19 protein-coding genes, 2 tRNA genes and 1 riboswitch are annotated in these 20,078 nt (G+C 65.0%); of the genes, 11 read left to right on the forward strand and 10 right to left on the reverse strand.

Features of this window, described 5'->3' with window-relative positions; all coding sequences use genetic code 11:
- Nucleotides 1–5: 5 nt before the first annotated feature.
- The 3 genes from GE253_RS07765 to GE253_RS07775 form a co-directional block, all read right to left on the reverse strand.
- Complete coding sequence (locus GE253_RS07765) at nucleotides 6–959, reverse strand: ABC transporter substrate-binding protein (protein WP_153203570.1); 954 nt, start codon at nucleotides 957–959, stop codon at nucleotides 6–8.
- The gene (locus tag GE253_RS07770) at nucleotides 956–1,714 is read right to left on the reverse strand and encodes an ABC transporter permease (protein ID WP_153203571.1); all 759 of its coding nucleotides are present in this window, start codon (nucleotides 1,712–1,714) and stop codon (nucleotides 956–958) included. The genes GE253_RS07765 and GE253_RS07770 overlap by 4 nt, the downstream gene beginning before the upstream one ends.
- Nucleotides 1,711–2,481, reverse strand: a complete 771-nt coding sequence (locus GE253_RS07775) for an ATP-binding cassette domain-containing protein (protein ID WP_153203572.1) — start codon at nucleotides 2,479–2,481, stop codon at nucleotides 1,711–1,713. The genes GE253_RS07770 and GE253_RS07775 overlap by 4 nt, the downstream gene beginning before the upstream one ends.
- Nucleotides 2,477–2,582, reverse strand: a riboswitch (TPP riboswitch). It overlaps the preceding gene by 5 nt.
- A gap of 117 nt (nucleotides 2,583–2,699) precedes the next feature.
- Here GE253_RS07775 and GE253_RS07780 point away from each other — a divergent pair.
- From GE253_RS07780 to GE253_RS07810, 7 genes are all read left to right on the forward strand, one after another.
- Nucleotides 2,700–3,881 carry an acetoin utilization protein AcuC gene (locus GE253_RS07780; protein WP_247878547.1) on the forward strand — a complete coding sequence of 394 codons (1,182 nt, stop codon included), beginning with the start codon at nucleotides 2,700–2,702 and terminating at the stop codon, nucleotides 3,879–3,881.
- Nucleotides 3,882–4,076: 195 nt separating this feature from the next.
- Nucleotides 4,077–4,580 (forward strand): DUF192 domain-containing protein, encoded by a 504-nt coding sequence (locus GE253_RS07785; protein ID WP_153203573.1) that lies wholly within the window; start codon nucleotides 4,077–4,079, stop codon nucleotides 4,578–4,580.
- Nucleotides 4,581–4,674: 94 nt separating this feature from the next.
- On the forward strand, nucleotides 4,675–5,208 hold the full coding sequence (locus GE253_RS07790; protein WP_153203574.1) for a hypothetical protein: 534 nt from the start codon (nucleotides 4,675–4,677) through the stop codon (nucleotides 5,206–5,208).
- 108 nt (nucleotides 5,209–5,316) lie between these two features.
- Nucleotides 5,317–6,225, forward strand: coding sequence for an EamA family transporter (locus GE253_RS07795; RefSeq protein WP_153203575.1), 909 nt, complete (start codon nucleotides 5,317–5,319; stop codon nucleotides 6,223–6,225).
- Between the two features lie 65 nt (nucleotides 6,226–6,290).
- Nucleotides 6,291–6,367 (forward strand) — tRNA-Pro (locus GE253_RS07800).
- A gap of 41 nt (nucleotides 6,368–6,408) precedes the next feature.
- Entirely contained in the window at nucleotides 6,409–6,714 is a 306-nt protein-coding gene (locus GE253_RS07805; protein WP_089288101.1) for an ETC complex I subunit, read from the forward strand.
- Nucleotides 6,715–6,759: 45 nt separating this feature from the next.
- Nucleotides 6,760–6,836 (forward strand) — tRNA-Arg (locus GE253_RS07810).
- 248 nt (nucleotides 6,837–7,084) lie between these two features.
- On the opposite strand, the gene GE253_RS07815 is transcribed toward GE253_RS07810, so the two are convergent.
- Together GE253_RS07815 and GE253_RS07820 are read right to left on the reverse strand one after the other, a co-directional pair.
- Nucleotides 7,085–7,519, reverse strand: coding sequence for a CBS domain-containing protein (locus GE253_RS07815; RefSeq protein ID WP_089289703.1), 435 nt, complete (start codon nucleotides 7,517–7,519; stop codon nucleotides 7,085–7,087).
- 200 nt (nucleotides 7,520–7,719) lie between these two features.
- Nucleotides 7,720–8,073 carry a YciI family protein gene (locus tag GE253_RS07820; protein WP_153203576.1) on the reverse strand — a complete coding sequence of 118 codons (354 nt, stop codon included), beginning with the start codon at nucleotides 8,071–8,073 and terminating at the stop codon, nucleotides 7,720–7,722.
- Between the two features lie 172 nt (nucleotides 8,074–8,245).
- Between GE253_RS07820 and GE253_RS07825 the strand changes: the two genes are divergently transcribed.
- Entirely contained in the window at nucleotides 8,246–8,425 is a 180-nt protein-coding gene (locus tag GE253_RS07825; RefSeq protein WP_089289701.1) for a hypothetical protein, read from the forward strand.
- A 201-nt stretch (nucleotides 8,426–8,626) separates the two neighbouring features.
- On the opposite strand, the gene GE253_RS07830 is transcribed toward GE253_RS07825, so the two are convergent.
- Nucleotides 8,627–8,890, reverse strand: coding sequence for a hypothetical protein (locus GE253_RS07830; protein WP_153203577.1), 264 nt, complete (start codon nucleotides 8,888–8,890; stop codon nucleotides 8,627–8,629).
- 539 nt (nucleotides 8,891–9,429) lie between these two features.
- Between GE253_RS07830 and GE253_RS07835 the strand changes: the two genes are divergently transcribed.
- The 3 genes from GE253_RS07835 to GE253_RS07845 all read left to right on the forward strand — a co-directional run bounded on the left by GE253_RS07835 (nucleotide 9,430) and on the right by GE253_RS07845 (nucleotide 12,057).
- Nucleotides 9,430–10,449, forward strand: coding sequence for an ABC transporter substrate-binding protein (locus tag GE253_RS07835; protein ID WP_153203578.1), 1,020 nt, complete (start codon nucleotides 9,430–9,432; stop codon nucleotides 10,447–10,449).
- 91 nt (nucleotides 10,450–10,540) lie between these two features.
- Nucleotides 10,541–11,302 carry an ABC transporter permease gene (locus tag GE253_RS07840; protein ID WP_153203579.1) on the forward strand — a complete coding sequence of 254 codons (762 nt, stop codon included), beginning with the start codon at nucleotides 10,541–10,543 and terminating at the stop codon, nucleotides 11,300–11,302.
- Complete coding sequence (locus GE253_RS07845) at nucleotides 11,299–12,057, forward strand: ABC transporter ATP-binding protein (protein ID WP_153203580.1); 759 nt, start codon at nucleotides 11,299–11,301, stop codon at nucleotides 12,055–12,057. The genes GE253_RS07840 and GE253_RS07845 overlap by 4 nt, the downstream gene beginning before the upstream one ends.
- A gap of 6 nt (nucleotides 12,058–12,063) precedes the next feature.
- Here the strand turns inward: GE253_RS07845 and GE253_RS07850 are convergent, their stop codons facing one another.
- The 4 genes from GE253_RS07850 to flhA form a co-directional block, all read right to left on the reverse strand.
- Nucleotides 12,064–16,056: a hypothetical protein gene (locus GE253_RS07850; protein ID WP_153203581.1), complete on the reverse strand. Its 3,993-nt coding sequence runs from the start codon at nucleotides 16,054–16,056 to the stop codon at nucleotides 12,064–12,066.
- 19 nt (nucleotides 16,057–16,075) lie between these two features.
- The gene (locus tag GE253_RS07855; RefSeq protein ID WP_089289695.1) at nucleotides 16,076–16,867 is read right to left on the reverse strand and encodes a MinD/ParA family protein; all 792 of its coding nucleotides are present in this window, start codon (nucleotides 16,865–16,867) and stop codon (nucleotides 16,076–16,078) included.
- Nucleotides 16,864–17,874, reverse strand: a complete 1,011-nt coding sequence (locus tag GE253_RS07860) for a GTPase (protein WP_153203582.1) — start codon at nucleotides 17,872–17,874, stop codon at nucleotides 16,864–16,866. The genes GE253_RS07855 and GE253_RS07860 overlap by 4 nt, the downstream gene beginning before the upstream one ends.
- An 82-nt stretch (nucleotides 17,875–17,956) precedes the next feature.
- Nucleotides 17,957–20,071, reverse strand: a complete 2,115-nt coding sequence (gene flhA, locus GE253_RS07865) for a flagellar biosynthesis protein FlhA (RefSeq protein WP_153203583.1) — start codon at nucleotides 20,069–20,071, stop codon at nucleotides 17,957–17,959.
- Nucleotides 20,072–20,078 lie beyond the last annotated feature (7 nt).

Raw genomic sequence — 20,078 nt, forward strand, 5'->3', positions numbered from 1 at the left:
GACCGTTATTTCAGTTCCACCGCATATGTCGCCACGTCCGGCGTGGTCTTCACCAGTCCGCGTTCCTTCAGGAAATTGGCGAAGCGGGCATAGCGGGCGCGGTCCAGAGCACGGGGGCTATGGGCAAAGCGGGGCAGGCTGTCGCGCCAGGCCCGCTTGTTCAGCTCTGTATCCATGTCCGGACGCCCCTTGATGAACAGGGCCCAGGCCGCATCCGGGTGGTTGATCATATAGGCGGTGCCGCGTTCCACCGCGTCCAGGAAGCGGCCCAGACGCGGATCATTGGCGCGGTCGCGGGCGGCGATGAAGATCAACTCATCATAGGCCGGCACGCCTTCCTCTTCGGGGAAGAAGGCGCGGCCGGGCTTGCCCTCAATGGCCATCTGGTTCAGTTCGAAATTGCGAAAGCCGCCGACAATGGCATCCACCTGCCCGGCGAACAAAGCCGGCGACAGGGAGAAATTGACGTTCACCAGCGTCACATCTTTCAGCGACAGCCCGTGCTTTTCCAGCATGGCGCCCAGCAGCGCATCCTCGAACCCGCCGACGGAGAAGCCGACCTTCTTGCCCTTCAGATCCTTCAGGCTTTTCACCGGCCCGTCTTTCAGCGCGATGATCGAGTTGAGCGGCGTGGCCACCAGGGTGCCGATGCGCACCACCGGCAGGCCGGCATCGACCTGCAAATGCAGTTGCGGCTGGTAGGAAATGGCGACATCGCCGCGACCGGCGGCCACCAGACGCGGCGGATCATTGGGATCGGCCGGTGCGATCATCTCCACCACCAGACCGGCTTCCTTGAAGTAACCCATTTCCTGGGCGATGTAGAGCGGGCCATGGTCCGGATTGACGAACCAGTCCAGCAGCACGGTCATCTTGTCCTGCGCCAGGGCGGGCAGGGTGGCCAGGGAAAGGGCGGCGGCCATCGCCGCCCCGCGCAACCAGTGTCGCATCTTTCTCATCCTTCAAAACCGTGGGAATCGGGAAGCCAGGGCAGGGCCCGGCGCAGCAGAAGATCAACCAGCAGCCACAGGGCGACAGCCAGCAGGGCCAGCAGGAACAGGGCAGCAAAGGTCAGGTCGGTCTGAACCCGAGCGGTCGCGTGCAGCATCAGATAGCCCAGCCCGGCCGATGCCCCCACCCATTCCCCCACCACCGCCCCGATGGGGGCGACGGCGGCGGCCACGCGCAGCCCGGCCCCCAGGGCCGGCAGGGCAGCGGGGCCCTGGATATGGCGCAGCAGCGTCCAGGGGCTGGCGCCCATGGTGCGCGCCAGATCCAGCCAGCCGGGATCGGTGCGACGCAGACCATCGTAAAAGGCGGCGGTGACGGGGAAGAAAATGATCAGCGTCGCCATCGCCACCTTGGACGCCATGCCATAGCCCAGCCACAGCACCAGCAGCGGCGCGATGGCGAAGACGGGCACGGCCTGGCTGACCAGCAGCAGCGGCAGCAGCCAGCGCCGTGCCGCCGTGGAGGCCATCAACGCCAGGGCTGCCAGCACCCCGCAGAGTGTGCCCAGCAACAGGCCCAGCACGACCTCCGCCAGGGTCATCAGCGCATGATCGGCCAGCAGCGCCCGGTCGGACCAGAGCCGGGCGGCCACCCGCTCCGGCCCCGGCAAAATGTAATGCGGCAGTTCCGCCCAGCGGACCAGGGCCGCCCAGGCCAGCAGCAGGCCGGCAAAGGTGATCAACGCGCGTAAGGCCGCCTTCATGGTCCGACCTCCCGCGCCAGTTCGGCCAGCAGCCGCCCCTGCAGATGCAGCAGTTCCGGCAGGTCGGGCGGGCGCGGCGGATCATCTGGCGGGATGATCGGCGCCGACAGGCTGGCCGGCAGCCCCGTCAGTACCAGCACCTGATGGCCCAGGCGAAGCGCCTCCATTGGGTCATGCGTCACCATCAACACCGTGCGTCCGGCCAGCAGCCGGGCGGCCAGTTCGCCCAGCCGTAGCCTTGTCAGGGCGTCCAGGGCGGAAAAAGGCTCGTCCATCAACACGATGGGCCGATCCTCGAACAGGGTGCGGGCCAGGGCGACCCGTTGGCGCATCCCGCCGGACAGGGCAGCCGGGCGGTCACCGACACGATCGGCCAGCCCCACCTGCTGCAACAGGCCCAGGGCCCGTTCCCGTGCGGCACTGTCGGGCCGGCCCCCGCGCAGGCGGACACCGATCATCACATTGTCCAGCACGCTGGCCCAGGGCAGCAGCAGATCCTGCTGGCTCATCCAGGCGATACGCCCGGCCAGTGGCAGCCCGTCACCGGCCTGGATGCGTGTCTGGCCCTGCGGTGGCGTCAATCCGCCAACCAGCCGCAGCAAGGTGGTTTTGCCCACCCCGCTGGGGCCCAGCAGACAGCAGAATCGGCCGGCCGCCACATCCAGATGCAGCCCGTCGAACAGCACGCGCCCGGCCAGTTCCAGACGGGCCTGACGGATATGAATGGCGGGAGAGGGGGGTGAAAGCGGATCGGCGCCCGGCGGCATCTTGTCTCACTGTCCCTACGCCGGTCTTGGCCGGATCAGGTTCCAGGGGTCGTTCCGGCACGGAACCTCTCAGCCGCCCATCGGCTCCCCCCAGTGAATGTTGGGTTATTGCACTGCCGTGACAGCGGAACAAGCGACTTGAACGACGGGCAAAACCCCACCCGCCCTGTGACAGGCACCATTGTCATCCTGCGGCGGCGCAGCATAGGATTATCCTCATGATGCTGGATGCTTCCGTCGCCCCGCCTGCGGCTATCGATGCCGCGCCCGATCCGCTGCCGAAACTATCGGCGGCGTTGCCTCCGTTGTTCCTGGGCGGGGAGATTTATCGCCATTCCAGCTATGGCAAGAAGCATCCGCTGTCGATTCCCCGCGTGACGGTGGCGATGGATCTGGCCCGCGCCATGGGCTGGCTGGATGAAACCCGCTATCTGGACAGCCCGATGGCGACGGAGGCGCAGCTCGCCCGCTTTCACGCGCGCGATTATATCGCGGCGGTGCGGCAGGCGGAGCGGGATCAGCGGGTCGATCTGGAAACGTCCCAGCGCTATGGACTGGGCAAGCTGGAAAACCCGGTCTTCCCGGAAATGTATCGCCGCCCCGCCATCGCCGTGGGTGCCGCCATCCAGGCGGCTGAGTTGCTGCGCGATGGCGGTGTCGTCTATAGCCCCGCCAGCGGCACCCACCATGCCCGGCCCGGCCGGGCCAGTGGCTTCTGTTTCTTCAATGCCCCGGTGCTCGGGATCCTGTCCCTGCTGGATCAGGGGCTGGACCGCATCCTTTATATCGATCTGGACGCCCATCATGGCGATGGGGTGCAGGATGCCTTTCATGATGATGAACGGGTGCTGACCGTCTCCATCCATGAAGGCGGGCGCTGGCCCCACACGGGCAAGCTGGAAGATCGGGCGGGCGGTATGGCGCGCAATCTGCCGGTTCCCGCCGGCTTCCATGACAGCGAATTGCGTTATCTGGTGGAAGAAGCACTGATCCCGCTGGCTTGCGCCTTCCGTCCGCAGGCCATGGTGATCCAGACCGGCGCGGATGCGCTGGCGGACGATCCGCTGTCACGCCTCAGCCTCTCCAACCGCGCGCTCTGGCACGCGGTATCGGAACTGCTGGGGCTGGCGCCGCGTACCCTGGTGGTGGGCGGCGGCGGCTATAACCCCTGGTCGGTGGGCCGTGCTTGGGCCGGCATCTGGGCGGTATTGTGCGGGATTGACCCGGCCGGCACGCCCCTGACACCGGAAGCGGTATCGGTATTGCGTGGCCTGACCTGGGACCGGCGGGAAGGGCGCAACCCGCCCACCCACTGGTTCGACCGGCTGCACGATGCCCCCCGCGAAGGGCCGGTCCGCGATGAGATCAGGATGGTCGCAGCCGCGACCCGCGATTTGTGATATCAATCGGCCGAAGGTTTACCTTTGGTCGATTGGAGGCCGCCGACCGGCGGCCCGCACCTCGTGGCGCGCAAGCCAAGGGCGCGGATGCGCCCGCCCGGCGTCTGAGGGAAAATGTAATCCGTCTTCATCGGTCACGATCAAGACGGATTGGCAGGATATCAGGCGGGAAGACCGCCTTTTCGGGATGAGACCATGATCCAGCGTCTGCTTCGTCGCTTGTTGACCGCCCTCCTGCTGGCCCTCGCCGTGCCGGTCTTGAGCTTGCCCACCACGGCCCTGGCCCAACAGGGGCCGCAGACCGGCCTGCAGGAAGATACGCTGGTGGTGGAGACGGCGGGCGGCACCCGCCATAAATTCACCATCGAACTGGCACTGACCCTGCAACAGCAGGCGCGCGGCCTGATGTACCGCGACCATATGGATGATGATCGCGGGATGCTGTTCCTTTACGAGGTGGAACAGCCGCTCAGCTTCTGGATGATGAACACGCTGATCCCGCTGGATATCATCTTCATTGATGAGAAAGGCGTGATCATCAATATCCAGCATGGCAAGCCGCGCAACACCACCCCACTGCCATCCTCCCGCCCGGCGCTGGCCGTGTTGGAGCTGAATGGCGGCCTGTGCGCCCGGCTGGGCATTCGTGCCGGTGACCGGCTGCTGCACCCGGCCTTCGGGGTCAAACGTCCCAGCTGATCCGGCCCTTGCCATGCGCACATGAGAGAAGGGAAGCCGGCGCCTCACCCGAAAGGGCGGAACTACGCTCCTTTGCGACATGGTAGAATCAGTCATGGTTCTATACACGCCACCGATCCAGCGCCTGCCAGTCAGTGCGACGCCCCCCACGCGGGAGCGGCGTGTGGCCGCTATATCCAAGGTGGCGGCCCAGGCGACGGGGGAGCGTGACGCCCGCCAAGGTCGCAGCCTGCGTCAGCGCCTCATCGATATGGTGATGGATGAGGTGGAGGAGTTCCCCGACCTCACCCCGGAACAGCGCGACAGGATTCGCGGTAATCTGGACCGCTTTGCCGATCGGCAGTCCGCACCAGGCGGGCAACAGGAAACATCCCAGCACTCCCCGCCAGACACCCCATCGCCGCCCCCCGTACCACAACCGCCGGCCGATCCGCTGGCGGTTACGCTGTCCGCCATCAGCGATGGGGGCGAACCCAGCGGTCCCAGCAACGCGGAAGCGGTGAAGCTGGCCCAACAGATGCGCCAGCTGCTGGAACTGCATTCCGAACAGGCAACGAAGATCGCCTCCTATATCCATGCCCTGCAGGCCATGGTGCCGGAGACACACCAGCTGACCTTGGAAGCCTGAAGCAAAATGTCCCGGCGACAAGTATCGGATTGGTAAGGTTGGCCGCCGGGGCTATAGCCAGGGTCGGGCAGCCGCGATCTGGCGGCGCCGCTTGGACTTTGTCTTACTATGCCGTTGAACCTCGCCCTCTTTCTCGCCACGATTCTCATCTGGGGATCGACTTGGTATGCCATCACCTTTCAGTTGGGCGCGGTCGATCCGTCTGTTTCCATCGGCTATCGTTTCCTGCTGGCCGGGTCGGTGCTGCTGGGGTGGCTGGTGGTGCGCCGGCAGAATCTGTGGCCGGCGCGTAAAACCTGGCCGCTGATTGCCGGTGCGGGACTGCTGAATTTCTCTTTGAATTATCTGCTGGTCTATAAGGCCACGGTGCTGCTGCCCTCTGGCCTGGTCGCCGTGGCGGGGTCTGCCCTGTCCTTGATGAATGTGCTGAATTCCCGGCTGTTCCTGAAACAGCCCCTGCGCCCGGCTGTGCTTCTGGGGGGCTGCCTGGGGCTGGTCGGGGTGCTGCTGCTCTTCTCCCCTGAACTGGAGGGCGGATCGCTGGTCAGCGGCGCCCTGGCGGGGCTGGGATTGATGATGCTGTCCAATTACAGCGCGTCGCTGGGCAATATGGTGGTCTCCACCGCCCGCCGCAGCGGTATGCCGCTGATCGCGCTGACCGGCTGGGGCATGGTGACCGGGGCGGCGTTGATGCTGGGGCTGGCGGCGGTGCGGGGTGCTGATTTCAGTGTCAGCCTGACGGCCCCTTATCTGCTCTCGCTGCTCTATCTGGCGCTGTTCGGCTCCATCGCTGCCTTCCTCTGCTATTTCACCCTGCTGGGGCGGATGGGGGCGGATCGGGCAGGGTATGTCTCCATCATGACGCCGGTGGTGGCGCTGCTGATTTCCACCCTGTTCGAGGGGTATCACTGGACGCCGGCGGGCATTGCCGGGCTGGTTCTGGCCTTGGTCGGCAACCTGCTGGTGATGGCCCCCACCGGCTTTTTTGCCCGCCAGACCGTAAAAGGCCATGCATAAGACGCGCAGGCGGTATCCCGGGCTTGCTCCCGGCAAAAGGGTGGTGTATTCCCCACCCCTGGTTACGGAGCGTAGCGCAGCCTGGTAGCGCGGCTGGTTTGGGTCCAGCAGGCCGGAGGTTCGAATCCTCTCGCTCCGACCATCCCCCCGATGGACGCCACCCTTGATTACAGCAGGCACATCATGAAGGTCCGCATCTATCAGCCCGCCAAGACGACGATGCAGTCTGGCCGCGCCAAGACGGGCGCCTGGGTTCTGGAATATGAGCTGGCCACGCCGCGCCGGCCGGAACCGCTGATGGGGTGGACCAGCTCCGGCGATACGCTCAATCAGGTGCGCGTCTCTTTCCCGACCAAGGAAGAGGCTTTGGCCTTCTGCGCCAAGAAGGGCTGGGATGCCGATGTAGCCGAGCTGCATGAGCGCCGGGTGATCCCGCGTAATTATGCGGATAATTTCCGCACCGACCGGCCGCGCATCGGCCGCTTCTGATTTTGACTATTTGCGGCGCCGTCCTGATGACGGTGCCGCCAGGACGGCCCCTTAGCTCAGTTGGATAGAGCAACCGCCTTCTAAGCGGTAGGTCGCTGGTTCGAATCCAGCAGGGGTCGCCAACGATAAGTGATTGGCGCGCTGACGCTGATCCACAAGCAAAGCCCAGCCGGGGTGCGGTCGGGCTTTTTCATGCGCGGTTTTCGCATGGATCGGCCAGGGCGAATTTTACGCCAACTGGCTGATGAGGTTGCCTGGCGCCATTGTCATGGATTTCCAGGCCACCCACAACGCCCGATCGCCGGCTGGCCATCGCCTGGGGATAAAGCTCTGGCGGCTGTCATCATGGTACCAGGCTCAGATGCCTGTGTTAAACACGGCCGGCGACGTAGTCGCGCAGGCTTTCCACCTCATGCGTATATTCGGCCAGACGGGATTTCACCACGTCGCCGATGGAAATCACCCCGGTCAGCCGGCCCTCATCCACCACGGGCATGTGACGGAAACGACCTTCCGTCATCCGTGTCATCACCGATGCGACCGTGTCACGCGGGTCGCAACTGATGACCTTGGTGGTCATCACCGCTGAGGCTGGCTTTTCCAGGGCAGCGGGCCCGTGAACGGCCAGAGCGCGGACCACATCGCGTTCAGAAAGAATGCCGGCGATTCCCCCTGCCTCATCCACAATCATGACAGCGCCAATGCGGTTGACATGCAGGATATGGACGATGGCACCAATCGTGTCGGATGGTTTGCTGGTAATGATGGTAGAGCCTTTGGTTTTCAGGATCACGGAAACATGCATCGCTGATCTCCTCCCCGGCTGGGCTGGTGGCCCGCGCATCGACGCATCGGGCCGATATAGGGAACGCGATGTTGCGGCGCACACGCAAGCCTAATCGTTGGCATTGCCATCAATGCGTTCACTACCCCTTTTGCCGCCGATAGGCGGAAAGGGGGGCCGGGCGTGGTGACGCCCGGCTGCAGCGCGATAATTCGGCAGGCTCAGGCACCGCAATCATCCGTTTCACGCAACTCAATCTCGCCATAGCGTAGATGCGGGCAGTCGGCGATCAGGGCTTCGGCCTCTTCATAACTGGCGGCTTCAATCATGAAGAATCCGCCGATGACATCCTTGGCTTCCGCAAAGGGCCCGTCGGTCACCAGCAGCTTGCCGTCCCTGGCCGTCAGCCGGCGTCCACCCTCATCCTTCAGCTTCTGCCCGCCGCGCAGCCGGCCGGAAGCCTCCATCTTCTGCCCCCAGGCCATGTATTGCCCAATGGTTGCCTGCATCTCGTCAGGTGACATGGCGGCAAAGGTGGCGGGGTCTTCATGCAGCATCATGATGAAGGTGGGCATGGGTGCGGCTCCTCTGGTCAGGGGAGGGGGCTGGAATGTCCCCTCTCTCCCACTGACGAAGAAGCGTCGGCCAAAACGACAAAGCTGTCGAAAATTTTCTTCACCCTCGCAACGGGGGCCCTTGATCGGCTAAACCCGACTATCTGTCGATGTTTTCCTGAGTGAGGCGGTGATGAAGCTGGAAGACCGTTTGGCCGTGAAGCTGCTGGCCCAGGCATCCGCCCAATTGGGTAAGGCGGTGAATGAAACCCTGTGTACGGAGCCCGACCGGCGGGTCATCCGCGCCTTGATTGCCGATGCCAAGGAACTGATCGCCGATTTCGAGGATCAGTATTTTCAAGGGCGGGACTGATCGTTCCCCCCCCTGATCCAGGCTGATCTGCCCAAAGAGTCGTACCAATCTCCCTTGATCATAACCGATCCAGGGAGATTTTTTGTTCCCTCAGTCGCCGGGCGGGCGCATCCGCTCCCTTGGCTTGCGCGCCACGAGGTGCTGAGCCGGCGGTCGCCGGCCTCCAAGCCGCCTAAAGGTCAACCTTTAGGCGGCTTGGTATCAGGCCATTTCCTGCGCCGGGGCTGCCCGTCCCCAGGAGCGGAATATTTCCCCCCGGCTGTCCTGGCGACGTTTGCCGGGCCGCTGGCTGGCCGTCTGTTCAAGGGTGCGGGCCGCGCGTTCAACGGCGGCCACACTGGGATAACGGCGCGATTCCATGCTGCTGAAATGGGTGTCGGCGGCGAAGAAGCGATAAGCCCCCTCATCATAAACGGCGATGCCGGCGCTGCGCTGGCGGGTTTCGATGCTATAGGCGATGGACATGGCTTTCCCCTTGTCCGGATGAACAACATCATCCAGATGTAAAATAGGAAAAATGAACGGTTGGCTGCTGATGGTGTCTATCGACGCGTCAACAGCATCCCGTGTGTTTTTCAGGGAAGAAAGCCGGTTTTCGGCTGGATATGCTGGTCTTCATGGACCCAAGCCCTTCCTTTAACAAGGTTTGCGGACAAACCACGAAGGGACTTCGTGGCGCTTTAGCGTTTGTTGACGCGGCGCAAGCTGCTGTTCGTCAAATTCCCGCGTATCCATCCGCCCTTCGAATGAACCCCTGACGGGCCCGCAGCGGGTGGCTGGATAAAATGGGGCATTGCTGCCTTTGCATACATAATTTGGTGTTGCCGGGGTCACTGTCAACCCTGTTTTTTATTTTCTGTAAATTGGCGCCGGTGTTGGGTCTTCTAATCACGCATGGTTGGTGTGAATTTACGAAAACAACAAATCAGATTGACGAAATCCGACGGATGGCCAACCTTCTGTGCAGGGCAACCGCTCCGCCATTCATATAAGGGATCAACCCCATGTCCTTTGTCCGCCGCCTGTCCGCCACCGCGACCGCTGCCTTCCTCTCGCTCGCTTCCGTCGGGGCCGCACAGGCGGCCGATCCGGTGGTGGTGCGTGCGGGCTATATCCCGGTGCTGGGTGCCGCCCAGGCCTTCGTCATCGACAGCCAAGGCTGGGACAAGCAGAACGGCTTTGACCTGCAGCTGAAGCAGTTTGACAGCGGGCCGAACATGATCCAGGCGCTGGCCTCGGGCACGCTGGATGTGTATGTCGCCGGGATCGCCCCGGTGATTGTGGCGCGCGGCAAGGGCATTGGCGTCAAGGTGGTGGCCGCCACGGCGGTGGAAGAACTGGTGGTGGCCGCCGGTCCCGACCTGGCCAAAACGCCGGGCAACCCGGCAGATGCCATCGCCGCCCTGTCCAAGAAGCTGGGCCGTCCGCTGAAGCTGGCGACCCAGCCGGCCGGTTCGGTGCCCAACACCATGCTGCAATATTGGCTGTGGGAAGTGGCCAAGGTGGACAAGGCCCATGTGGAACTGGTGCCGCAGGGCATTGATGCCACCCAGCAGGCCTTGCTGGCCGGTGCTGTCGATGGCGCCATCATCCGCGAACCGGCCCTGACCATCATCACCGGGCGCAATCCCGATGTGAAGGTGCTGGCCTATGGCGGCGATATTCTGAAGAACCAGCCGGGCAATGTGGTTGCGCTGACGGATGAGTTTGCCGCCAAGCACCCGGAGATTGCCCAGAAGCTGGTGGAACTGACCGCCAAGGCCACCGAGGTGCTGAAATCTGACCGCAAGATCGCCATCGAGGCGGTGGAAGGCGCCATCGGCAAGGGCCTGATCGACCGCGCCGTTCTGGACAAGGCCCTGTCATCCAAGGCGGTGCAGTTCTCCACCGACCCGAACGCCATCGTCGCGCAGACCGCCACGGTGCAGGATTATCAGGTGAAGCTGGGCACGGTGAAGGAAGCCCAACCGGTGGCAGATATCTTCAATCTCAGCTACTACCAGAAGGTGGTTGCGGGTAAGTAACTGTCTTTGGGGGCCTGGTTTCCATTCCGATTATTTTCATGGGGCCGGGTAGCCGTGGATAACGGGTGCCCGGCCATTATGGTTCGATGAGATGAAACAAGCGAACAAGGCAGAACGCCTGCTGCTGGCGATCACCGGTGTGGTGCTGTTCCTCGGCCTTTGGGAGGCACTGCCACGCTATGGCTTCGTGAAACCCATGCTGTTGCCGCCGCCCAGCGAGATTCCGGCCACTTTCTGGCGGGAGGTACAGTCGGGTGCGTGGCTTTCCGCCGTGCAGGAAAGCCTGAAACATTATGTCACCGGGCTGGTGCTGGGCTCCTTTCTGGGGGTGGCGCTGGGCGTGCTGACCGGCATGTCGCGCGTGCTGGAGGATATGACCAACTGGGTGGTCCGGCTGCTGCGCCCGATCCCCGGTCTGGCCTGGGTGCCGTTTGCCATCATCTGGTTCGGGGTCAGCCCGGCGGCGGCCAATTTCATCATCATCATCGGTGTGTTCTGGATCAATTACTTCGCTGCCCTGGGGGCGGTGCAGGCGGTTGACCGCGATCTGATCGAACTGGCCAACGCCTTTGGCCACCGCTCCCCCATCGCCCGCCTGTTCAAGGTGGTGCTGCCGGCCTCCATCCAGCCCATCATGTCGGGCTTGCGCACCGGGCTGGGACAGGCCTGGATGGCCGTGGTGGCGGCGGAACTGTTCGGCGTGGCGGGGCTGGGCCAGCGGATGATGCAGGCCTCCTCCCTGCTGGCGACCGATGTGGTGGTGGTCTACATGATCACCATGGCCGTGCTCTATGGCATCGTCGATACCAGTTTCGTTCTTGTGCGTGACCGTTTGCTGGCGTGGAAAGCATGATCACCATTTCCGATCTGACCCTGTCCTTCGACAGTGATCGCGGCCGCACCATCGTGCTGAAGGATTTCCATCTGGATATTGCCGATGGGGAGTTCATTGCTATTGTCGGTGCTTCGGGCGTGGGTAAATCCACACTGCTGCGGGTGGTGGCAGGGCTGGTGCGGCCGACATCCGGCACGGTGAAGCGGGATAATCCCGAAAGGCCGGGTCGCCGGCCCTATGCCATGGTGTTTCAGGATGCCCGCCTGCTGCCCTGGCGGCGGGTGGTGAAGAATGTCGAATTCGGCCTGGAAGGGCTGGGCCTGACGGCTGAGGAGAAACGCCGCCGCGCCATGGAGGCTTTGGCCCTGGTCGGGCTGGCCGACAAGGCGGACCGCTGGCCGCACCAGCTTTCCGGTGGCCAGCGCCAGCGGGTGGCCATTGCCCGCGCCCTGGCCGTTGATCCCGATCTGCTGATGATGGATGAACCGTTCGGCGCGCTGGACGCCATCACCCGGCAGTCGCTGCAGGATGAACTGATCGATCTCTGGCAGCGGACAGGGAAGACCATCCTGTTCGTCACCCATGATATTGAAGAGGCGGTTTATCTGGCCGACCGGGTGGTGCTGCTGGCGGGCAGCCCGGCCGGGGTACGTTCCGCTGACCGGATCAATTCGGTCCGCCCGCGCCAGCGCGATGATGAAGCCGCCCGCCACACGGTCGCTGAAATTCGCACCCGACTTTATGATTATGTGGAGCAGGGCGAGGGTATCTGAGGGGGGCTATACCCGGCGGGATGGGCCCTGACGGCCTGTCTGCACCTTTGCCCAGCGATGGGCACCCGTCTGGAATCCGATGGTGCCGGCAAAGCCCACGGTTTCCAGGTTGTCGCGGAACAGCTCGCCAATGCCCTGGCGCAGGCCGGCCGGTAGCAGATCCAGGGTGCGGATCATCAGGTCCAGACGACCGGGCCGGACCAGCCCGTCAAGCTGCATCGGCCCCAGGCGGGAGAAGCTGAGATCCAGCAGGAAGCGCTGTGCCTTGCCCTTCTCCTCCCCACCATCCCCGGTCTTTTCCTCACCATCCAGGGCATTGCGCACGGCAAGCTGCATCCGGCCAACCTGTTCGGGCGGACCGAAGGGGATAGCCATGTTGCGCCAGCCCTCCGGCGTTGGTTCCGCCGCCTGACGAGCCACGGCCTGGAAATCCTCCCGCAACTGGGCCAGCAGCCGGCCGCCACCCCGCCGTTCCAGACTATCCACCGCATCGCCGCCCAGCCAGCCGGCCGCATCGCCACCGCGCAACGCCGCCAGAAAGAAGGTCAGGTTTGTGGTCAGCCGTTTGTTCGGCTGCGGCAGGATGGTTTGCGCCAGATGGCGGGCCAGCACCGGATCGGTTGCCGCCAGCATGGCCATCACCTCCTTCATCGCCGGCCAGTCCTGGCCCTGGCGCGGGTCCAGTGGCGGCAGCATGGTCGGCCCCGCTTCTACGGGCGACGGGACATCCAGTACCACCGTCAGCGCAGTGCCCGGCGGCAGGTCCGTCTGCCCCTTCAGCACCAGCATTCCCTGTGGGGTGGATAATACCGGCTGCCCCTGGCTGGTGCTGCCCATCAGGGTGGCAGGCAGGGCGTTTGGTGGCAGTTTCTCCAGAATCGGCTCAGCCACCGCCAGAATCCGCACGGACAGGTTCTGTCCGTGCCGTAGGGGAACGGGTGGCGGGGATGGGGAGGGTACCGGACTGATGGGCGGAGCAGTCGGCGGACCCGGCGGCGACGCCCCGCGCAGACGGGCTTCCAATACCGGTTCGGCGTTCCCGTCCGGGAGAGCACGAGCGGGTTGATGTGGGGTGGCTGGCGGCGGTCCTGCTGGTGGATTTGGCAGCGTCGGGCGCGGTGTCGGGCCGATGGGCGGCGCGGTCGGTGGTGCTGGCGGCTGCGCTCCGCGCAGGCGGGCTTCCAATACCGGTTCGGCGCTCCCGTCTGGGAGAGCACGAGCGGGTTGCTGTGGTGCGGTCGGCACCGGTCCTGCTGGAGGATTTGGCAGCGTCGGGCGCGGTGTCGGGCCGATGGGTGGTGCGGTTGGGGGGGCGGGCGGCTGCGCCCCGCGCAGGCGGGCTTCCATCACCGGTGCGGCATTGCCCTCCGGGAGAGCACGAGCGGGTTGCTGCGGGGTGGCTGGCACCGGTCCTGCTGGAGGATTTGGCAGCGTCGGGCGCAGTGTCGGGCCGATGGGTGGCGCGGTCGGTGGTGCGGGCGGCTGCGCCCCGCGCAGGCGGGCTTCCATCACCGGTTCGGCGTTCCCGTCTGGGAGAGCCTGAGCGGGTTGCTGTGGTGCGGTCGGCACCGGTCCTGCTGGAGGATTTGGCAGCGTCGGGCGCGGTGTCGGGCCGATGGGTGGCGCGGTCGGTGGTGCGGTCGGCTGCGCACCCCGCAAGCGGGCTTCCATCACCGGTTCGGCGTTCCCGTCTGGGAGAGCACGAGCGGGTTGCTGTGGGGTGGCTGGCAGCGGCCCCGGCGGTGGATTTGGCAGCGTCGGGCGCGGTGTTGGGCCGATGGGTGGCGCGGTCGGTGGTGCTGGCGGCTGCGCCCCGCGCAGGCGGGCTTCCAATACCGGTTCGGCATTGCCCTCCGGGAGAGCCTGAGCGGGTTGCTGTGGTACGGTCGGCACCGGCCCTGCTGGAGGATTTGGCAGCGTCGGGCGCGGTGTCGGGCCGATGGGTGGTGCGGTTGGGGGGGCGGGCGGCTGCGCACCCCGCAAGCGGGCTTCCATCACCGGTGCGGCGTTCCCGTCTGGGAGAGCCTGAGCGGGTTGCTGTGGGGTGGCTGGCAGCGGCCCCGGCGGTGGATTTGGCAGCGTCGGGCGCGGTGTTGGGCCGATGGGTGGCGCGGTCGGTGGTGCTGGCGGCTGCGCCCCGCGCAGGCGGGCTTCCAATACCGGTTCGGCGTTCCCGTCTGGGAGAGCACGAGCGGGTTGCTGTGGTGCGGTCGGCACCGGCGGTGGATTTGGCAGCGTCGGGCGCGGTATCGGGGCGATTGGTGGTGCGGTTGGGGGGGCGGGCGGCTGCGCCCCGCGCAGGCGGGCTTCCATCGCCGGTTCGGCATTGCCCTCCGGGAGAGCCTGAGCGGGTTGCTGTGGTACGGTCGGCACCGGCCCTGCCGGTGAAACTGGCAGCGTCGGGCGCGGTATCGGGCTGATGGGCGGCGTGGTTGGTGGTGCGGGCGGCTGCGTGGCACGCAGGCGGGCTTCAATCACCGGTGCGGCGCTACCGTCCGGCAAAACCGAATGAGTTTGTTGTGGCGGACCGGGAGCTGGCCCTGCTGGTGGGTTTGGCAGTGTCGGGCGCGGTGCCGCACCGATGGATGGCGCCGGCGGGGCAGCGGCTGGTCGTCCGCTACCTGTCTCTAGCGGCGCATCGGCAACGGTTTCTCCCGCTGGCGGTGCGGGAGAGACGGGCTGAGAGGGTTGGGATGTTGCGGGCGGGGGAATAACCTCCGCAGTCGCACGCGGCGATGGGCTGATCTGTCCGAAAAGGCTGGGCGCGGCCGGGCGCTGTGGCTCCCCGCGCAGCAAGGGCGGCGGTGCGGCGGTGTTGGCGGGCGCTGTCGTTGCCTGAGCATTCTCACCGACATATGTCCGGATGGCTGCCACGGGATTGGCCGGGCGCGGAACCGGTTGGGACGGCGGTGCCGCATCGAAATCGGCAAAGGTCAGCATCCCGCTGGCCGGGGGCTGCGGCAAGGCCAGACGGCTGGGTCGGGGCGACGGCAAGGGGGCCGCCGTCACCGGCTTGTCTTTAACGACAGGGGCAGCGTCGCCGCTTGTTACACCCTCCGACGGCAAAGGCGGTTCCGGTGCCGGTTGTCCCGATACCGGTGGGCGCATCAGTCCCGGCGTCGGCATGGTGGCTGCCGGTGGCGGGGGAAGCGGATTTGATCCCGCCGTCGGCAGTGCTGCTTCAGGCATGGGAAGCGGCTGGGCCGCTGGTGTGCCGGTGGCCGGCGGCGTGACGACTGGCACTGTCGGCGCGGCGGGACCCGGTGCCGGGGCTGCGGGGATCAGCGGTCCTGGCAAGGGGTTCCCTGCTGGGGCCGGCATCGGTGCCGGTTCCGGCAGGAGCGGGGCCGGTAGGGTGGCGGTGCCCTGTGCCGCCGGCGGCTGAGGCCCTGTTGCCGCTGCTGGTGATGGCGTTGTCGGCAAGGGTGTTGGCGCTGTGGCGGCCGGTTGCGACGGGCTGCCGCCGCTCTTTGACAGGCCCAACAGCGTGGCCAGCGTCTCCGCATCCCGGTCCGGCGGTGGGGCTTGAGCGCCGGTTGCGCGCGTCGGGGGCGGCAGCACCACCACCGCCGGCAGCACCGCGCCCTGGATGATCAAGGGCAGGGGAGGCTGTGGTGTGACGGCGGGTGCTGGAACCGGCAGGGGTGCTGTTGTCACCGGCTGCGGGGCGGCCCCGGTGGCTGGCGGTGGCGGGGCCAGGGCGGTGGCGCGGGGGGCACTGCCCGGCACACTCACCGGAATTTGCAAGGTCACCGGCCGGTCGGTAGGCAGGCGCACCGGGGTTTCCAGCCGCACATCCCCGGCGGCCGTGCGCAGGGTGGCTTCGCCATCCTGCTGATCCACCACCATGCCGGAAAGCACAACGGCGCGGTCCAACCGCGCCAGCCGTTCCGGCACACGGGCCAGGGTGACCTCCGCCAGGGGCGCCAGATTGGGGCCGCTGCCACCGGCGGCACTCCCGGCAGCATTGCCAAGGGAAGGCAGGGATGGCCCCGTCATGGTGCCCCCCCCCTTTGGGTCAGCCGACAGTCAGGCGCTGAGCCAGCGCCATGATATCCTGGGCGGCATCAGAGGTAGGGGAACGCACCAGCAGCGGTGTCTGTGTCTTGATGCTTTCCCGTACCTTCATGTCGCGGCGGATCACCCCGGCCAGTTGCGGGCTTTTGCCCAGGAACTTGCGGCAGGCGGCCAGCAGCGTCTCGTAGGTCTTGTTCCCCTCATTGCGGGTCTGCGCCATGTTTACCACAACGCGCAGATCGGCCAGCGGGTTGGCCTGATAGGAGAGCTTCAGGAAGGCATAGGCATCGGTGATGCTGGTCGGCTCATCCGTCGTCACCACCAGGGAGACGCCGGCCGGGCCGGAGAAGGTGCGGACATTGCGGTCCACGCCGGCGCCCAGATCGATCACCACATTGTCATAGCTGCGCGCCATGTCGGTCAGATCATTGCGCAATTGGGACAATTTTGCCGGGGGAAGATTTGCCAGGCTGCCGGAACCGGAGCGGCCGGCAATAATGTCGAACCCGCCTTCCGGGTAACGGGTGGTGGACCCGGCCAGCGTCACCACCCCGTCAATCACCTGTCCCAGATCGCGCTTGGGCATCAGGCCCAACTGGATATCCACGTTGGCCAGGCCCAGATCGCCGTCGAACAGCAGGGTCTTGCGGCCCAGCTTGGTCAGCGCGTGCGAAAGGGTGATGGAAAAGAAGGTCTTGCCGACCCCGCCCTTGCCGCTGGCAACGGCAAAAATGTTCCGCTGTCGCAAGGGCGTGACATTGGCGGGAACGGCCATGCTGGTGAAGTCGCTCATGCGTGCGTCCCCGTTTGTTTGGTGCGCCGTTCGTCGGCCTGCAGTTCCGGCATCATCATCTTGGCTAAAATGGTTGGCGTCAGGGGGATCAGCCCATCGGCTACTTTCGTCGTCGCGCTGACATCTGCAAAAGCCAGGCCAGCCCCATGGGCAGCGGCCAGCAGGCTGCCGTAACGGCGGGCCATGTCCAATCTGGTGGAGAGCAGGCGCTTGGCACCGATCTGGCGGAAGGCCAGCGCCATATCCACCGCCTCCACCGGGTCCAGCCCGGCCGGCATCACCAGTACCGGTTCCATGTCGGCGGCGACCAGGAAGTCGCGCAAATCCTTCATGTCATTGGCATTATAGGGGTTGCGCCCGGCACTGTCGACCAGCACCTGTTCCATGCCGCGCGACACGTCCAGCGCATCGGCCAGTGCGGTGGGGTCTTCCACCGTTATCAGACGCAGCTTCAACACCCGGGTGAAGGCTTGCAACTGCTCAATGCCCCCGGCACGGATCGTATCGGTCGAAATCACCCCAACGGGACGTTTCTGCAGGGCACAACGGGCGCAGAGCTTGGCCACTGTCAGGGTCTTACCACCGCCCGGCGGCCCCACCAGCATGATGGGCCGGGTGGCCCGGCCATCAGGCAAGGGCTGGAAATGGAACACACTGTCCAACGCGGCCGCCAGGGCCGACAAAGGATCGCGGGCATCCGTGTCGGACAATGTATCCATCATCCGCTGGTTCAACTCCGCCGGCACCCCATGGCGCAGCAGGGCCTCAGAAACGATATCAACCGGGTCGGGAGCCGTCGGTTCAGCGAAACGCAGTGGGCTTTGTGATGCCTGAATGGCGGGGTGGGGGGCCAGAATGCCCTCATCCTCCTCAATCGCCGCGGTGACGCGGACGCCCACACCTTCCTCTTCCCGCGTGGCCACGATGATGGCGTCATCGCCCAGCACCTCGCGGACCAGGCGCATGGCGTCCTGCATTGTCGGCGCGTGGAACGATTTCAGCCGCATACTACCCCTGCTTTCCGGGCTGCCCGGTTACGGCCATAAGGCCCTGTCCGGTCACCCAATCCGATCATTATACGCGGCCCCATCATATTTGGCCCAGAGTCTTGATCTTCGCCTTGGGATGAATCTCATTTTGCGACATCACCACCGTGGCCGGCCGGAACCGCTCAATGATGGAGCGGACGAAGGGCCGGATCGCCGGTGATGTCAACAATACCGGTGCTTCGCCCTGCATGGCGAATTTCTCGAAGGTCTGGCGCACGGCGGTGATGAATTGCTGCAACCGCGACGGCGCCATGGCCAATTGCCGGTCATCGCCTTCCTGGACGATGCTTTCAGCAAAGGCCTGTTCCCATTCCGGCGACAGGGTCACCAGCGGGATATAGCCCAGATCATTGGTGTTGGAGTCGGAGATTTGCCGCGCCAGCCGTGCCCGCACATGTTCGGTAATCTGGGTCATGTTGCGGGTATAGGCCGTGGCCTCCGCCACCCCTTCCAGGATGGTCGGCAAGTCACGCACGGAGACGCGTTCGCCCAGCAGATTCTGCATCACCCGCTGCAGCCCGCCAATATTGATATGGCCCGGCACGACATCGGCCACCAGCTTCTGGTGTTCCTTACCCATTTCGTCCAGCAGCTTCTGCATCTCCGCATAGGAGAGCAGGTCGGCCATATTATCCTTGATCACCTCGGTCAGATGGGTGGTCAGCACGGTGGGCGGGTCGACCACCGTATAGCCCTTGAACAGGGCCTCTTCCCGATAGGCCATGTCGATCCACATGGCCGGCAGGCCGAAGGTCGGCTCCGTCGTTGCCTCACCGGGCAGGGAGATGCGGTCGCCGCGCGGGTCCATGCAGAGCAACATGTTCGGCCGGATATCGCCCCGGCCCGCTTCAATCTCCTTGATGCGGATCAGATAGGTGTTGGGCGGCAGTTGCAGATTATCCTGGATACGCACGGCCGGCATGATGATGCCGATTTCGCCGGCCAATTGCCGGCGCAGCCCCTTGATCTGGTCGGTCAGCCGATGGCCGGCTTCCGTATTGATCAGCGACAGCAGACCATAGCCCAGCTCCAGCCGTACCAGATCGATGGCCAGCGCGGTGGCAATCGGTTCTTCTGCTGGCGGGGCGGGGGCGGCGGCCTGCGCTTCCTGCTTAGCCTCCAGCGCCTGCTTCATCAGGCGGGAACGCGGCAGGAAATAGGCCCCCGCCGCCAAACCGATGGCCAGCAGCCCGAAGGAGATTTTCGGCATCCCCGGCAACATGCCGACGGCCAGCACCACCGCTGCCGTCAGGCCCAGGGCGGTGGGATAGAAGGTCAACTGCCCGACCACCGCCTTGTCGGTGGAACCGGTTGAACCGGATTTCGACACCATCAGACCGGCGGCCAGCGACACCAGCAGCGCCGGGATCTGCGAGACCAGACCATCGCCCACGGTCAGCAGCGTATAGCTGGCACCGGCCTGGGTGAAGGTCATGCCCTTCTGGGCAATACCGATGATCATACCGACAATGATATTGAGGAAGGTAATGACCAGACCGGCCACCGCGTCACCGCGCACGAATTTGGAGGCACCGTCCATGGCGCCGAAGAACTGGCTTTCATCCTCCAGTTCCTTACGTCGCCGCCGCGCCTCCCCCTCATCGATCAGGCCGGCTGACAGGTCGGCATCGATGGCCATCTGCTTGCCGGGCATGGCATCCAGGGTGAAACGGGCCGCCACTTCGGCGATACGGCCGGAACCCTTGGTGATAACGCTGAAATTCACCAGCATCAGGATACCGAACACCGTGACGCCGATGATGAAATTGCCACCCATGATGAATCTGCCGAACGTCTGGATGACGTGACCGGCAGCCGCCGCCCCATTATGCCCCTCGCCCAGGATCAACCGGGTCGATGCCAGGTTAAGCGACAGGCGCAGCATGGTGGAGACGAGCAGGATGGTGGGGAAGCTGCTGAATTCCAACGGCTTCTGAATCGACAGCACCACCATCAGGATCAGGATGGAAAAACCGAAAGAGATGGTAAGGCCCACGTCCAGCAGGAAGGTGGGCAGCGGAATGATCAGCACGACCACGATGGTCAGAATGCCCAGCGCGAATCCCACCTCGCCGCGCTTCACCGCTTCAACGGTAAGGCGCAGGGCATCCTTGGTAGAGCCCAAGGGGGATTGCTGTTGCGGCTGGTCGGTCATGCCGGTT

Source organism: Niveispirillum sp. SYP-B3756, from assembly GCF_009495745.1.
In the GTDB taxonomy this organism is placed as follows: Bacteria; Pseudomonadota; Alphaproteobacteria; order Azospirillales; family Azospirillaceae; genus Niveispirillum.

What these genes read in the sequence shown, in the direction of transcription:
- GE253_RS07825 (WP_089289701.1), top strand. Translation starts at nt 8,246, where the DNA reads ATGAAGCTGGAAGACCGTTTGGCCGTGAAGCTGCTGGCCCAGGCATCC.
- GE253_RS07775 (WP_153203572.1), bottom strand. Translation starts at nt 2,481, where the DNA reads ATGCCGCCGGGCGCCGATCCGCTTTCACCCCCCTCTCCCGCCATTCAT.
- GE253_RS07850 (WP_153203581.1), bottom strand. Translation starts at nt 16,056, where the DNA reads ATGACGGGGCCATCCCTGCCTTCCCTTGGCAATGCTGCCGGGAGTGCC.
- GE253_RS07780 (WP_247878547.1), top strand. Translation starts at nt 2,700, where the DNA reads ATGATGCTGGATGCTTCCGTCGCCCCGCCTGCGGCTATCGATGCCGCG.
- GE253_RS07845 (WP_153203580.1), top strand. Translation starts at nt 11,299, where the DNA reads ATGATCACCATTTCCGATCTGACCCTGTCCTTCGACAGTGATCGCGGC.
- GE253_RS07840 (WP_153203579.1), top strand. Translation starts at nt 10,541, where the DNA reads ATGAAACAAGCGAACAAGGCAGAACGCCTGCTGCTGGCGATCACCGGT.
- GE253_RS07815 (WP_089289703.1), bottom strand. Translation starts at nt 7,519, where the DNA reads ATGCATGTTTCCGTGATCCTGAAAACCAAAGGCTCTACCATCATTACC.
- flhA (WP_153203583.1), bottom strand. Translation starts at nt 20,071, where the DNA reads ATGACCGACCAGCCGCAACAGCAATCCCCCTTGGGCTCTACCAAGGAT.
- GE253_RS07805 (WP_089288101.1), top strand. Translation starts at nt 6,409, where the DNA reads ATGAAGGTCCGCATCTATCAGCCCGCCAAGACGACGATGCAGTCTGGC.
- GE253_RS07835 (WP_153203578.1), top strand. Translation starts at nt 9,430, where the DNA reads ATGTCCTTTGTCCGCCGCCTGTCCGCCACCGCGACCGCTGCCTTCCTC.
- GE253_RS07820 (WP_153203576.1), bottom strand. Translation starts at nt 8,073, where the DNA reads ATGCCCACCTTCATCATGATGCTGCATGAAGACCCCGCCACCTTTGCC.
- GE253_RS07830 (WP_153203577.1), bottom strand. Translation starts at nt 8,890, where the DNA reads ATGTCCATCGCCTATAGCATCGAAACCCGCCAGCGCAGCGCCGGCATC.
- GE253_RS07860 (WP_153203582.1), bottom strand. Translation starts at nt 17,874, where the DNA reads ATGCGGCTGAAATCGTTCCACGCGCCGACAATGCAGGACGCCATGCGC.
- GE253_RS07785 (WP_153203573.1), top strand. Translation starts at nt 4,077, where the DNA reads ATGATCCAGCGTCTGCTTCGTCGCTTGTTGACCGCCCTCCTGCTGGCC.
- GE253_RS07855 (WP_089289695.1), bottom strand. Translation starts at nt 16,867, where the DNA reads ATGAGCGACTTCACCAGCATGGCCGTTCCCGCCAATGTCACGCCCTTG.
- GE253_RS07770 (WP_153203571.1), bottom strand. Translation starts at nt 1,714, where the DNA reads ATGAAGGCGGCCTTACGCGCGTTGATCACCTTTGCCGGCCTGCTGCTG.
- GE253_RS07765 (WP_153203570.1), bottom strand. Translation starts at nt 959, where the DNA reads ATGAGAAAGATGCGACACTGGTTGCGCGGGGCGGCGATGGCCGCCGCC.
- GE253_RS07790 (WP_153203574.1), top strand. Translation starts at nt 4,675, where the DNA reads ATGGTTCTATACACGCCACCGATCCAGCGCCTGCCAGTCAGTGCGACG.
- GE253_RS07795 (WP_153203575.1), top strand. Translation starts at nt 5,317, where the DNA reads ATGCCGTTGAACCTCGCCCTCTTTCTCGCCACGATTCTCATCTGGGGA.